Genomic DNA, 13,279 nt, shown 5'->3' on the forward strand with positions numbered 1-13,279 from the left:
TACGGGACGGTGGCGTGCTTTAGATTTTGATCTGGCTTTTGATCTTCATGCGCGATGACACAGGCGCCGCAGAATGCGACGTCAAGGCGCCAGGCCGAGCGCAGGCGTCGTGGAGGGGGATGAGCGGCAGGGATGCCGCGAAAGCCGTGCGGGCCATGGATGGCCCATCATGGCGTGCCCCCGGAACGACGCCGGTGTCGAGGGAAGTCCGAAGGACCCCAGCCTGTCGCAGGGCTTTTTTGGTTACTTTTTCAGCTCTTGGAAAAAGTGACCCGCCGTAAGGGCGGAAGGAGCATCCCGCACCACCCGAGATACCGGATATACACCCGATCCCCAAGTCACACAAAAGACGCAGAGCGTCACCCAAGGCATTCCCACGCAGAGCGTGGGAACGATCAGATCAGAGAAACTCCAGAGAGCGAGACTACTGCAGGGTAACAGGCGCCCCGCCGACAACAGGAGCCGCATTCCCCGGCACCGCGATCTCGACCGGCATGCCGTCCTCGGCAGCCACCACATCCCGCACCTCATCCCAATTGATCCGCAGACTATTGGCCAGATCCTCACGCTTGAGCAGCGCATTGATCACCGCCGTATGCTTGTCCACCACCGAAGGATTGCCACTCTCGTCCAGCGGCGTATGCGCCTCGAGATAGACCTTGCCACCGCTCACACCAAACTTGTACGGCTCGGAAATGATCCGCACAGGCGTGCCGACCGGCACCATCCCCGCCATCTCAAGCACGTTGTTGTTGTACATGCGGAAGCACCCGTGGCTGGTACGCATGCCAATACCGAACTTCTTGTTCGAACCGTGGATCAGGTAACCCGGGATACCCAGGCCGAACTTGAACGGCCCCAGCGGGTTATCCGGGCCGGCCGGCACCACGTTAGGCAGGATATCGCCGTCGGCCGCGTGCTCGGCCTTGACCGATGCCGGTGGCGTCCAGGTCGGGTTAGGGGTCTTGGCGGTCACCTTGGTGGTGGAGATCGGCGACCCCCAGCCCTCGCGGCCGATACCCAGCGGGAAGGTGTACACCACGTTCTTGCCCTTCGGGTAGTAGTACAGACGGTACTCGGCCAGGTTGATGACGATGCCTTCACGCGGGCCTGGCGGCAGGATGAAACGGGTTGGCAGGATCACCTGGGTGCCCGCACCCGGCAGCCAGGCGTCGACGCCCGGGTTGGCGGCGATCATTTCCAGATAGCCCAGGTCGTACTTGGTGCCCAGGTCCGCGAAGGTGTCTTCGTATTTGGCGGTGACGGTCTGCACCTGGCCGATGATGTCCTCGCCGGGAGGAGGCAACGGGAACTCCAGGGCGGAGATAGGGCCGGCCGCACACAGTGCAGCAAGCGACAGACAGCGGGCGAAAGCTGGAATGCGCGACAACATCCGGGGAATCCTTGGGTAACGGAAGGCTTGAATGGCCGAGATTGTACACGCCCGCCCGCCCCTTCGGGAGTAGGCACGACGGCTTGCAAGGCTGCACGTTCACCTGCGGTTCAGGTGACGTCGAATCAGGGGCTCGGCCAGGAGGAATATTTCAGACCGTCTGGTCCAGTTCCGGCCAGATGGGCTGCCAGCCCCGGCGCTGGGCGTCGATGATCGCGCGGCACAGCGGGCACAGTCGCTCGTCGCTGTAGATCGCCTGCTCGACCGCCGACCAGCGCGGCTGGGCAGGCAGGAGCGAGCCGCACAGGGTGCGGTCGGCCGAACCGGCCAGTTCCAGTTGCCGGGCGGCCAGATGCACACGAACTTCCTGGCACGCGAACAGGTCGAGCTGCTCATCGGGCTCGATCAATTGGTAGGCAAACAGGGACCAGGCAGGACGGCGCATCGGGGGCTCCAGATCGGGGGCGCAACCTTAGCCGAAAGCCCCGGTCCAGAAAAGGGCTGGAGGCCTTTATTTTTCGGGGTTGGGGTGTTTTCTGGGTTGGCTTGGGATTGCGACTGTGGTGCCCTTCGGGCCTGGTCGCGGGCAACAACGTAAGAATCCAGAGCCAACCCTAAAGCAACGCCTTCAACTGCGGCCAGACGTTATCCAGCAACCTGGGCTGCGCATTCGCCGCCGGGTGTAACCCATCCGCCTGGGTCAACTCAGGCACCCCGCCCACCCCTTCGAGCATGAACGGCACCAGCGCCACCTTCTTCTGCTCGGCCAGGTCCACATACACCTGCTTGAACGCCTGGGTGTACCGCGCGCCGTAGTTGGGCGGGATCTGCATGCCTAGCAAGAGCACCTTGGCACCGGCGGCGCGAGCGCTGTCGATCATCGACGCAAGATTTTGTTTCAATTGTTCAGGTGGCTGCCCACGCAGGCCGTCATTACCACCCAGTTCGAGGATCACCAGGTCCGGCTTGTGCTCGGAAAGCAGCGCCGGCAGCCGCGCCTGGCCGCCACCACTGGTATCGCCGCTGACCGACGCATTGACCACTTTATCCTTGTAGCCCTGCTCTGCCAGGCGCTTTTCCAGCAGGCTGACCCAACCGACGCGGGTATCCAGGCCGAAAGCCGCGCTGATACTATCCCCAACGATCAGCACCGTACCTGCTGTCGCTGCCTGACACACAAGCAGCAAACCCAGGCCAGCACTCAATAACCACGCACGCATCGGATTCTCCATGAGCGAAAGTATTCTCAGTGCCCGGAACCTGAACAAAGTGGTCCCCAGCACCGAAGGTGACCTGACCATCCTGCACGAACTCTCGCTGGAACTGAACAAGGGCGACACCCTGGCCATCGTCGGCGCCTCGGGCTCGGGCAAGTCGACCCTGCTGGGGCTGCTGGCAGGGCTGGATCTGCCGAGCACAGGTTCGGTCACCCTTTCAGGGCGCAACCTCAGCGAGCTCGACGAAGACCAGCGCGCCCGCGTGCGCGCCGAACACGTAGGCTTCGTGTTCCAGTCGTTCCAGTTGCTCGACAGCCTCAATGCCCTGGAAAACGTCATGCTGCCCATGGAGCTGGAAGGCCGCAAAGACGCCCGCGAACAGGCCCGGCACCTGCTGGAGCGGGTCGGACTGGGCCAGCGCCTGACCCACACCCCACGCCAGCTCTCTGGCGGCGAGCAGCAACGAGTGGCGATTGCCCGCGCCTTCGCCGCCGACCCCGACGTACTGTTCGCCGACGAACCCACCGGCAACCTCGACAGCCACACCGGCGAGCGCATCAGTGACCTGCTGTTCGAACTGAACCAGGAGCGCAACACCACGCTGGTGCTGGTCACCCATGATGAACGCCTGGCGCATCGCTGCCGGCGCTTGATCCGTCTTGAAGGTGGCCGTCTGGTCACCCCCATGGAGCCTTGATGGCACGCCTGCCGTTCGCCCGCCTGCTCAGCCTCGCCGCCCGCCAACTGATGCGTGATGCCCGCGCCGGCGAGCTGCGCGTGCTGTTTTTCGCACTCGTGGTCGCCGTGGCCGCCAGTACCGCCATTGGTTATTTCGGCTCGCGCCTGAACAGCGCCATGCTGCTGCGGGCCACGGAATTTCTGGGGGCGGACCTGATCCTCAGTGGCTCCACGCCGGCCAAGCCCGAGCAGATCGAGGCCGGCAAGGCGCTCAGGCTGGACCACTCGCAGATCGTGATCTTTTCCAGCGTGGTCGCCACCGACAACGGCATCCAGCTGGCCAGCGTCAAGGCGGTGGATGCCGCCTACCCGCTCAGAGGCGAATTGAAAAGCGCCGATGCGCCTTACCAGCCCGAAACCAGCGGCGGCGAGCCCGGCCCCGGAGAGGCCTGGGCCGAAGCGCGAGTGCTGGTCGCCTTGAACCTCAAGGTCGGCGACAGCATCGACGTCGGCTCCACCAGCCTGAAACTCACCCGCGTGCTCACCTACGAGCCCGACCGCGCCGGCAACTTCTACAGCCTGACGCCCCGGGTGATGATCAACATGGCCGACCTTGAAGCCACCAAGGTCGTGCAGCCGGGCAGCCGCGTCAGTTTCCGCGACCTGTGGCGCGGCACGCCGCAGGACCTGGCGGCGTATCGCAAGGCCATCGAGCCTGCACTTGCCGCCAACCAGAAGATCGACGACGCCCGTGACGGCAACCAGCAGATCGGCGGCGCGCTGGGCAAGGCCGAGCGGTACCTGAACATGGCGAGCCTGGTGGCAGTGTTGCTGGCCGGTGTGGCCGTGGCCCTGTCGGCGGCGCGCTTTGCGGTCCGCCGTTTCGACGCCAGTGCGCTGCTGCGCTGCCTGGGGCTGTCACGCAACGAGGCACTGGTGCTATTCAGCCTGCAACTGGCCATGCTCGGCATCGCCGCAAGCGTCACCGGCGCCCTGCTCGGCTGGTTTGCGCAACTGGGGCTGTTCTACTTGCTGGAAAACCTGCTTCCCGCCGCCGTACCACCTGGAGGCTGGCTGCCGGCAGTGGCAGGCATCGGTACGGGCCTTGTGGCGCTGGCCGGGTTTGCCCTGCCGCCACTGGCAGCGCTTGGGCGTGTGCCGCCACTGCGGGTATTGCGCCGCGACATGCTGCCGATCCCGGCCAGCAGCTGGCTGGTGTACGGCGCGGCGCTGCTGGCGCTGGGCCTGATCATGTGGCGCCTGAGCTTGGACCTGATCCTGACCTTCGCCCTGCTCGGCGGTGGCCTGGTCGCAGCGCTGATCCTGGGGGGCATTCTGCTGCTGGCGTTGCAAAGCCTGCGCCGCCTGCTGGCAGGCGCGTCACTGCCGTGGCGGCTGGGTCTGGGCCAGTTGCTGCGTCACCCCATGGCAGCTGCCGGGCAATCCCTGGCCTTTGGCCTGATCCTGCTGTCGATGGGGCTGATCGCCCTGCTGCGCGGCGAGTTGCTCGATACCTGGCAAAACCAGTTGCCGAAGGACGCCCCCAACTACTTCGCGCTGAATATCCTGCCCGCCGAGCGCGACAACTTCGGCGAGCGCATGAGCCGTCTTTCGACCCACGCCGCGCCGCTGTACCCGATGATTCCGGGAAGGCTGATGAGCATCAATGGCGAGCCGGTGACCAAGTTCGTCACCAAGGACTCCCGTGGTGAAAACGCCACCCAGCGCGACCTCAACCTGACCTGGGCGGCCAACCTGCCGGAAGGCAACACCATCACCGAGGGCCAATGGTGGAACGACCAACAGGCGCCGGCTGAAGGCATACCGGGCGTCTCGGTGGAAACCAAGCTGGCGAAAAGCCTGGAGATCAAGCTGGGGGACACCCTGAGTTTCGTGATCGGCGGCGCGACCCACGAGGTCAAGGTCACGAGCCTGCGAGACATCAACTGGGACACCTTCCAGCCCAACTTCTTCATGATCTTCCAGCCCGGCACCCTCAAGGACGTGCCGACCACCTACCTCACCAGCTTCTATCTGGCTCCCGGCAACGACCAGCAGATCGTCGAGCTGTCCCGCGCCTTCCCTGCCGTGACCATCCTGCAAGTGGAGGCGCTGCTGGAGCAACTGCGCAGCATCCTCGATCAGGTGACCCTGGCGGTGCAGTACGTGCTGTTGTTCGTGCTCGCCGCGGGCCTTGCGGTGTTGTTCTCCGGCTTGCAGGCCACGCTGGACGAACGCATCCGCCAGGGTGCATTGCTGCGGGCCCTGGGTGCCAACCGCGCCCTGCTGACCCGAGCCCGGCGCATCGAGTTCGGCCTGCTGGGTGCAGTCAGCGGCGTGCTGGCGGCACTGGGCTGCGAGCTGGTGAGTTTCGTGCTGTACCGCTACGCCTTTTCCCTGCAGTGGCATCCGCACCCCTGGCTGTTACTGTTGCCGCTGATCGGCGCGTTGCTGGTGGGCGCCGCAGGCGTGTTCGGCACTCGCCGCGCGCTCAACGCCAGCCCCTTGACGGTGCTGCGCGAAGGCTGAGGAGGCTTGACCCTGACGATGCCGACAGCAAAGATGTCGGCATCGTGCATGGAGCACTCCCTTCACCACCGAGAAGTCCTTTGAGCACCAACATCTGTACCCGTGAAGGCCACACCGCCCTCAAGCAAGAACTCGATCACCTGTGGCGCGTCTACCGTCCGGAAATCACCCAGAAGGTCGCATGGGCGGCTTCCCTGGGCGATCGCAGCGAGAACGCGGACTACCAGTACAACAAGAAGCTCTTGCGCGAAATCGACCGCCGCGTGCGCTACCTGCGCAAGCGTCTGGAAGACATGCGCGTGGTCGATTACGCCCCGGAACAGGAAGGCCGGGTGTTCTTCGGTGCGTGGGTCGAGATCGAAAATGAAGACGGCCAAACCAAGCGCTTTCGCATCGTCGGCTACGACGAAATCTATGGCCGCATGGACTACATCTCCATCGACTCGCCCATGGCCCGCGCCCTGCTGAAAAAGCAGGTGGACGAGGAATTCTCGGTGCAGACGCCGACCGGAGAGGCACTCTGGTACGTGCTGAGCATCACCTACGAAAAACCCGCTTGAAATTGAACGCCGCCAGTCGACGCGCGGCGTTACCGAGGAGCAATTGATGGTCAAGACCAAACCGCGTCCCGCCGTGAACGGGGTGGCATCCGCCGACAGAGTGCTGACCGTGCTGACGGCTTTCCGCACCGGCGATACCGCACTGACCCTGGTGGAACTGGCCGAGCGCACCGACCTGATCAAGAGCACGATCATGCGGCTGATGGTTTCGCTGGAGACGTTCGGATTCGTCAATCGCCTGGCGGACGGTCGCTACACCCTGGCCAGTGAAGTGATGCGCCTGAACGCGGTGTATCAGGAGTCGCTGGACCTCGAAAAACACGTCCTGCCACGCCTGCACCGGCTGTGCGACGAAACCGGAGAAACCGCCTCGTTCTACGTGCGCCACGGCGCCTACCGCATGTGCCAGTACCGGGTGAACTCCCCGCACCGTCTGCGCCTGCACCTGCAGCCCGGCGACATCCGCCCCATGGACGGCGCCGCCAGTGCCGAGGCGCTGCGTTGCAGCTTCGCACGGGCCGCCGAGCATCCCGAACCCTTCTATTCGGCAGGCATCACAGACCCTCACTCGGCGTCCATGGCCATGCCGATCTTCGGTGCGCAGCAGGAGTTGATGGGTGCGATCGTGGTGTCCGGACCTGCCGGCCGTCTGAACGCCGAGCGAGCCGACTCGCTGCGGGCGGTGTTCATGGAAGTGGCAGAAGATCTGACGCGCAGCCTGGGTGGGCGGATCCAGTAAGGATCCCCCGCCCAGCCTGGCCAGTGGCGAGAAGAAACGGTCAGCCGACGCTGGCCGGGTTGGCGCCCTGAGCCTGATTGCGCTGATGCTTGCGGCCCAGCACCAGCACCATGGTGCCGGCGGCCAGGTTCAGCAAGGCCAGCGGAATCAGCGCCAGGGCGTAGCTGCCGGTGGCGCCATGAATCGCGCCGTAGACGTTGACCATCAGGCCGCCGCCAAACAGGTTGGCCCAGGCGCCGATCACCGCCAGCCCCGCCGCCGCCGTGCTGCTGGACATCCAGCTCGACGCCAGCGCCCAGAACGGCCCCTTCATCGAATACGCACCGATCAACACCATCGACAGCAGCACCACGGTGGCGACCAGCGATGAGGTCACCAGCGCCAGCAGCAGACCTGCCGCGATCAGGAACAGCGTGGCTGCAGTGTGCCAGCGCCGCTCGTTGCGACGGTCGGAACTGCGCCCCCACAGGATCATGAACAACGACGCCAGACCATAAGGAATCGCGTTGATCAGGCCGATCTGCAGGCTGTCCAGATGGAAGGTCTTGAGCAGTTGCGGCGCCCACACGCTCATGGTGCTGCCGGCCGCCGACGCGCCGGTATAGATGAGCACCATCGCCCAGATGTCCTTGTGCTTGAGCAGTTGCCACAGCGAGATATGGCCGATCTGGGTTTTCTGCGCGCGCTCCTGGGCCAGCCGGTTCACCAGCCACTCGCGCTGATCGTCCGCCAGCCATTTGGCCTGGTCGGGGCGATCGGTCAGCACGAACAGGCAGGCGATCCCCAGGAGCACCGCCGGAATGCCTTCCAGAATGAACAGCCAGTGCCAGCCGCGCATGCCTAACATGCCGTCCAGCGTCAGCAGATAACCCGAGAGTGGCGAGCCGAGGAAGTTCGCCCCCGGAATCGCCACCATGAAGATCGCGACCATCCGCGCACGGTAGGCCGATGGCAACCAGTAGGTCAGGTACAGCAGCACGCCCGGGAAGAACCCCGCCTCGGCCGCACCCAGCAGAAACCGCATGATGTACAGCGAGTTCGCGCCTTCGACAAACGCGGTGCCGGCCGACACCAGCCCCCAGGTAATCATGATCCGCGCAATCCAGACCCGCGCGCCGAAACGCTGCAGCGCCAGGTTGCTCGGCACCTCGACCAGGAAGTACGACACGAAAAACAGGCTGCTGGCCAGACCGAACACCGCCGGGGTCAGGCCCAGGTCATGGTTCATCTGCAGCGAAGCCATGCCGATGTTGCCGCGATCGATGATCGCGATCAGGTAACACACGATCAGGAACGGCAGCAGGCGCCACGCCACGCGGCGCATCGTTGCCTGCTCCAGTTCACTGACCTCTGCTTTCACATTCATGGGGTTCTCCTGTGCTTATTGTTGTGGAGATGACGCCGGCTTGCCAGCTCGCCGTCCCGGGACGGCGAGCTGCGTTCATTCGTCGATCAACTGGCGATTGACCACACAGCGCGGATCCAGCGCGTGGCCATCCAGGGCATCGAGAATCTGCTGCACGGCCACCAGGCCCACACGTTCACGGGCCTCCAGGGTGTTGGCGCCCACGTGGGGAGTGGCCACCAGGTTCACCAGGCCCCACAGCGGGCTGTCGGCCGGTGGCGGCTCGGGGTTGAAGGTGTCGAGCCCGGCGCCGCCGATCTGCCCGCTGGACAGGGCCTGAACCAGCGCTGCGGTGTCGATCAGCTCGCCACGGGCGGTATTGATGAGCAGGCTGCCGGGACGCATCAGCGCGAATTGTTCGCTGCTGAACAGGTTGCGGTTGGCGTCGGTCAGCGGGCAATGCAGGCTGATCACATCGCACTCTTGCAGCAGACGCTCGAAGTTCTCCTCACGGCTCACATGATCGCGCGCCGGCAGTTGCTTGAGATAGGGGTCATACACCTTGACCTGCATGCGCAGCGGCGCGACCAGGTCCATCAGCACACTGCCGATGGCGCCTAGCCCCACCAGACCCAGGGTCTTGCCGAACAGTTCGGTGCCATTGGCAGTGGCCTTGTCCCAGTGCCCGGCTCGCACCCGTGCGTCGAGCCAGGCGGTGCGCCGGGCGACGCTGAACATCAGGGCGAAAGCGTGCTCGGCCACCGATTGTGCATTGGCGCCCACTGCAATGGTGACCGGCACCTTGCGCTCGGCCGCAGCCTTGATGTCGATGGTGTCGTAGCCCACGCCGTGCTTGGCAATGATCTTGAGGTTCGCGCTGGCGTCGATCATCTCCCGCGTCAGCTTGCCGGTGCGCACCACGATGGCGTCTGGCTGCTCGGCCTTGAGGGTTTCGACCATCTGCTCGGCGGGCATGTAGGGCGTGGTGGGAATCACGGTGACGCCTCTGGAGGCAGCCAGCGCCATTGCATCGGGAGCCAGCACGAGGCCGGTCAGGAGGATTTTGCGAGTCATGGTGTCACCTTGTTTTTATGGCTGGCCCTCAGCGAGCCTAAAAACACCCTATCACAATGAAACGCCGTTGCAATATTAAAAATTAAGGCTGCTTACCACCTATCAAATCCCCTAACAAAGACCGTTGATATTCGATTTATGAAATGTAATTCTATTTTCAGACCCGGCGATCACAGCCGGCGGCATAGCACAATTTCAAGAGAGAATGCCCATGACAATCGGATTTCGAGTGTTGCAAGCCCAGCGCAAAGTGAGCCCGGAGTGGGTCGCACGGTTTCGTGAAGTGCCCGTGGCCAATGTCAGCGACTCGATGAACCGCATGACCGCAGGTGGCGCCAACCTGCGTCCGATGCACCGCGCCGGCGTGCTGGCAGGCCCTGCCTTGACGGTCAAGGCGCGCCCGGGCGACAACCTGATGCTGCATTACGCAATCGACATCGCAGAGCCGGGCGACGTGATCGTCGTCGATGCCGGCGGCGACCTGAGCAACGCCCTGATCGGCGAGATGATGGTGGCCTACGCGGTCAAGCGCGGCGTGGCCGGCATCGTCATCAACGGCGCGATCCGCGATGCCGCCAACATTGGCGCTGGCGACTTCCCGCTGTTCGCCGCTGGCGTGTCCCATCGCGGCCCGTACAAGGACGGTCCGGGCGAGGTCAACGTACCGATTGCGATCGCCGGAATGGTCATCGAGCCAGGGGATCTGGTGATCGGTGACGACGACGGCCTGCTCTGCGTGCCCTATGACGAGGTGGCGGCTGTGTACGACCGCGCCCACGCCAAGCACGCGGCCGAGGTCAAGCAGCTGGAGCAGATCGCCCGCGGCGAAAACGACCGCCGCTGGGTCCTCAAATCCCTCCAGCAGAAAGGTTGCGCCCTGCCGCAATGACGGCCGCCACGGGGTGCCTGCCTGGCACCCCGTGATGCATCGCCACCTTCCCGCCACGCCCCTTGATTGCAGCAGGAGCCGCCATGAGCTTCTTTCCCGCTCCACAGATCGTCGAAACCACCGTATTCACCCGCTTGCCCGAGCACTTTCGCAATCCGCGCCGCACGGCCTGGGCAGACGGCAACCGCCAGGGCCAGTTGATCGATTCGTTCCTGGAAGGGCCGTCGTTCGACCGCGACGGCAACCTGTACGTCACCGACATTCCCTACGGGCGGATTTTCCGCATTTCTCCCGCAGGCGAGTGGACGCTGGTCTGTGAGTACGATGGCTGGCCCAACGGCCTGAAGATCCACCGCGACGGCCGCATTTTCATCACCGATTACAAACGCGGAATCATGGTGCTGGACGCCGCCACCGGCCACATTCAGCCGTTTCTCGAATCGGCCGGCTCCGAAGGTTTCAAGGGCGTCAACGACCTGGTGTTCGCGCCAAACGGCGACATGTATTTCACCGACCAGGGCCAGACCGGGCTGCAGGATCCCACCGGGCGCGTCTACAAACTCGACGCTGCGGGCAACCTGACGTGCCTGCTCAATACCGTGCCCAGCCCCAACGGCATCGTCTACGACCCCAAGCTCAATCACCTGCTGATCGCCGTGACCCGCGCCCAGCAGATCTGGCGCATTCCGCTGGGCAACGGCTCGATCATCAGCAAAGTCGGGGTGTTCGCCCAACTGCATGGCGGCCTGGGCGGTCCGGACGGCCTGGCGCTGGACGCCGACAGCAACCTGTACATCGCCCACACCGGCTTCGGCTCGGTCTGGCGGCTGTCCAGGGTTGGCGAGCCACTGCAGCGCATCGTGTCGTGCGAAGGCATCAGCAATACCAACCTGGCCTTCGGCGGTGCAGACGGCAAAACGCTGTTCATTACCGAATCGCACACCGGCTCCATCCTGCAAGTCCGTACGCCCGTGCCGGGCCTGGCCATGTATTCCCATAGCTGACCACCGGCACCGCAGTCCCCCATAACAACGACAAGAAGAAGTGACGCCATGACCCGAGAAAACCCGGCCCTCCCCGGTCTGTCCGATGCCGAGGGTGAAAAGCTGCTGCGCCGCGTGATGCTGCGCATCCTGCCTTTCATCTTTGCCTGCTATGTCATCAGCTACCTGGACCGCACCAACGTCGGCTTCGCCGCCATCAGCATGAACAAGGACCTGGGCCTGACCGCCACGAGGTTCGGCTGGGCGGCCGGCCTGTTCTTCTTCGGCTATTTCATCTTCGAAATCCCCAGCAACCTGTTGATGCAGCGTTTCGGCGCACGTATCTGGATTGCCCGGATCATGATCACCTGGGGCCTGATTTCCATCGGCACCGCCTTCGCCACAGGCCCCGTGAGCTTCAGCATCATGCGCTTCCTGCTGGGTCTGGCCGAGGCCGGTTTCACGCCCGGCGTGTACCTGTATTTCACCTACTGGTTTCCCGGCAAGTGGCGGGCAAAAGCCACCGCCACATTCCTCTTGGGCATTCCCGTGGCCAATATCTTCGGATCGCCCCTGTCCGGCTGGCTGCTGGACATGCATGGCATCCTGGGCCTGAAGAACTGGCAGTTCCTGCTGGTGGCCGAAGCCCTGCCCGCAGTGCTGTTGGGGATTGCCTGCCTGTTCGTGCTGGTGGACTCCCCGGCCAAGGCGCGCTGGATGAGTGAGCGGGAAAAAACCTGGCTGTCCGAGCGGCTGAGCAGCGAGCAGGCCGCCATCGGTGCCTCCCATGGCAACACCTTGCGCGGCGCGCTGACCAACCCGAAGGTCTTCGTGCTGGCGGCGATCAACTTCTGCTGCATCGTCGGCTCCATCGGCATCGGACTGTGGATGCCGCAGATCATCAAGAGCCTGGGAATGCAGAACAGCACCGTTGGCCTGGTCGCCGCGCTGCCCTATGTGTTGGGCGCCATCAGCATGACGCTCTGGGCACGCCTGGCCAACCGCAGCAAGCAGCGCCTGCCGTACGTGGTCAGCGCCCTGGCTTTCGCCGCGCTGGCGCTGGTGAGTGCGGCGCTGATCGACGCGCCGGTGCTGAAGATCGCAAGCCTGGCCTGCGCGGTGGCCGGCATCCTGTGTTTCCAGGCAACGTTCTGGGCCATCCCCTCGACCTTCCTCACGGGCCGCGCGGCAGCGGGCGGGCTGGCGCTGATCGTGTCCATCGGCAATCTGGGCGGCTTTGTCGGGCCGTTCATGATCGGGCTGATCAAGGACGCCACCCAGTCCTATTCAGGCCCCTTCTATGCCGTGGCGTCGATCCTGATGATCGGCACCTGCCTGATGCTGTGGCTGGGTGACCCGGCGCGGCGCAAGCCTGTATCTACCCCGCCGCTTCAACCCACTGCAACGCACTGATCCTGACCCCATGATCGCCTCCACCTGGAGGCGGTCGACTTTTGCCAGACTCGAAACTGATCGAATTCCCGCCCGCCTCTGTTTTTTCCAGCCGCTGTCCGACCATCACGCCGCTTCACACGCACCCTCGTTTGAAGGGGTACGAAATTATTTCTGAAATATCAGACCGCTGGTGATTACGCGAACATCGGCGCGCTTTCTTTTCCATTCAGGGGGTTAGCGGCCCCAATCCGAATGGATACACCCGTACGTCAAAACCTGTGCATTGAACTCACGTGGATCCAATCTAACGTTTGGTGATCCATGCACATATCGAGGTCACGGATGCGTCCCGCCTCGCCAACCAGCCAACAAGTAGAACAGGTCTGACTCGCGCTCCGTATGGATCCTGGACGGCATGAACGGCACACCCACGCCCAAGGAATTGTCGCGTAGTTGTTTTTTGTGAAAGCGAAGCAA

At 63.9% G+C, this 13,279-nt stretch carries 12 protein-coding genes; 7 read left to right on the top strand and 5 right to left on the bottom strand.

Translation table 11 applies throughout. The features are described 5' to 3' along the window. Positions 1-424 precede the first annotated feature (424 nt). From NPS29_RS00005 to NPS29_RS00015, 3 genes are all read right to left on the bottom strand, one after another. Entirely contained in the window at positions 425-1,393 is a 969-nt protein-coding gene (locus tag NPS29_RS00005; protein ID WP_274129942.1) for a L,D-transpeptidase family protein, read from the bottom strand. 151 nt (positions 1,394-1,544) lie between these two features. Next, entirely contained in the window at positions 1,545-1,838 is a 294-nt protein-coding gene (locus NPS29_RS00010; protein WP_274129943.1) for a hypothetical protein, read from the bottom strand. 169 nt (positions 1,839-2,007) lie between these two features. Beyond that, entirely contained in the window at positions 2,008-2,613 is a 606-nt protein-coding gene (locus NPS29_RS00015) for an arylesterase (protein WP_274129944.1), read from the bottom strand. Between the two features lie 10 nt (positions 2,614-2,623). Here NPS29_RS00015 and NPS29_RS00020 point away from each other — a divergent pair, with 10 nt between their 5' ends. From NPS29_RS00020 to NPS29_RS00035, 4 genes are all read left to right on the top strand, one after another. Continuing rightward, the gene (locus NPS29_RS00020; protein ID WP_274129945.1) at positions 2,624-3,307 is read left to right on the top strand and encodes an ABC transporter ATP-binding protein; all 684 of its coding nucleotides are present in this window, start codon (positions 2,624-2,626) and stop codon (positions 3,305-3,307) included. Further along, complete coding sequence (locus NPS29_RS00025) at positions 3,307-5,817, top strand: ABC transporter permease (protein ID WP_274129946.1); 2,511 nt, start codon at positions 3,307-3,309, stop codon at positions 5,815-5,817. Before NPS29_RS00020 ends, NPS29_RS00025 begins: the two co-directional genes overlap by 1 nt. Positions 5,818-5,897: 80 nt before the next feature. After that, positions 5,898-6,377, top strand: coding sequence for a transcription elongation factor GreB (gene greB / locus NPS29_RS00030; protein WP_274129947.1), 480 nt, complete (start codon positions 5,898-5,900; stop codon positions 6,375-6,377). A 46-nt stretch (positions 6,378-6,423) separates the two neighbouring features. Beyond that, positions 6,424-7,116, top strand: a complete 693-nt coding sequence (locus tag NPS29_RS00035) for an IclR family transcriptional regulator (protein WP_274129948.1) — start codon at positions 6,424-6,426, stop codon at positions 7,114-7,116. 40 nt (positions 7,117-7,156) lie between these two features. Here NPS29_RS00035 and NPS29_RS00040 read toward each other — a convergent pair whose 3' ends face one another. Both NPS29_RS00040 and NPS29_RS00045 read right to left on the bottom strand, forming a co-directional pair. Then, on the bottom strand, positions 7,157-8,482 hold the full coding sequence (locus tag NPS29_RS00040; protein WP_274129949.1) for an MFS transporter: 1,326 nt from the start codon (positions 8,480-8,482) through the stop codon (positions 7,157-7,159). A gap of 75 nt (positions 8,483-8,557) precedes the next feature. Further along, positions 8,558-9,535 (bottom strand): hydroxyacid dehydrogenase, encoded by a 978-nt coding sequence (locus NPS29_RS00045; protein ID WP_274129950.1) that lies wholly within the window; start codon positions 9,533-9,535, stop codon positions 8,558-8,560. 211 nt (positions 9,536-9,746) lie between these two features. Between NPS29_RS00045 and NPS29_RS00050 the strand changes: the two genes are divergently transcribed. The 3 genes from NPS29_RS00050 (at position 9,747) to NPS29_RS00060 (ending at position 12,820) form a co-directional block, all read left to right on the top strand. Then, complete coding sequence (locus tag NPS29_RS00050; RefSeq protein ID WP_274129951.1) at positions 9,747-10,424, top strand: RraA family protein; 678 nt, start codon at positions 9,747-9,749, stop codon at positions 10,422-10,424. Between the two features lie 83 nt (positions 10,425-10,507). Continuing rightward, on the top strand, positions 10,508-11,428 hold the full coding sequence (locus NPS29_RS00055) for an SMP-30/gluconolactonase/LRE family protein (protein WP_274129952.1): 921 nt from the start codon (positions 10,508-10,510) through the stop codon (positions 11,426-11,428). Positions 11,429-11,476: 48 nt separating this feature from the next. After that, entirely contained in the window at positions 11,477-12,820 is a 1,344-nt protein-coding gene (locus NPS29_RS00060) for an MFS transporter (protein WP_274129953.1), read from the top strand. The last annotated feature ends 459 nt before the right edge of the window (positions 12,821-13,279 follow it).

The organism is Pseudomonas putida, from assembly GCF_028682175.1.
Taxonomy (GTDB): Bacteria; Pseudomonadota; Gammaproteobacteria; order Pseudomonadales; family Pseudomonadaceae; genus Aquipseudomonas; species Aquipseudomonas putida_AD.

Excerpts from the sequence above, each read along its gene's own strand:
- NPS29_RS00005 (WP_274129942.1), bottom strand. The coding sequence starts at position 1,393 with ATGTTGTCGCGCATTCCAGCTTTCGCCCGCTGTCTGTCGCTTGCTGCA.
- NPS29_RS00010 (WP_274129943.1), bottom strand. The coding sequence starts at position 1,838 with ATGCGCCGTCCTGCCTGGTCCCTGTTTGCCTACCAATTGATCGAGCCC.
- NPS29_RS00015 (WP_274129944.1), bottom strand. The coding sequence starts at position 2,613 with ATGCGTGCGTGGTTATTGAGTGCTGGCCTGGGTTTGCTGCTTGTGTGT.
- NPS29_RS00020 (WP_274129945.1), top strand. The coding sequence starts at position 2,624 with ATGAGCGAAAGTATTCTCAGTGCCCGGAACCTGAACAAAGTGGTCCCC.
- NPS29_RS00025 (WP_274129946.1), top strand. The coding sequence starts at position 3,307 with ATGGCACGCCTGCCGTTCGCCCGCCTGCTCAGCCTCGCCGCCCGCCAA.
- NPS29_RS00035 (WP_274129948.1), top strand. The coding sequence starts at position 6,424 with ATGGTCAAGACCAAACCGCGTCCCGCCGTGAACGGGGTGGCATCCGCC.
- NPS29_RS00040 (WP_274129949.1), bottom strand. The coding sequence starts at position 8,482 with ATGAATGTGAAAGCAGAGGTCAGTGAACTGGAGCAGGCAACGATGCGC.
- NPS29_RS00045 (WP_274129950.1), bottom strand. The coding sequence starts at position 9,535 with ATGACTCGCAAAATCCTCCTGACCGGCCTCGTGCTGGCTCCCGATGCA.
- NPS29_RS00050 (WP_274129951.1), top strand. The coding sequence starts at position 9,747 with ATGACAATCGGATTTCGAGTGTTGCAAGCCCAGCGCAAAGTGAGCCCG.
- NPS29_RS00055 (WP_274129952.1), top strand. The coding sequence starts at position 10,508 with ATGAGCTTCTTTCCCGCTCCACAGATCGTCGAAACCACCGTATTCACC.
- NPS29_RS00060 (WP_274129953.1), top strand. The coding sequence starts at position 11,477 with ATGACCCGAGAAAACCCGGCCCTCCCCGGTCTGTCCGATGCCGAGGGT.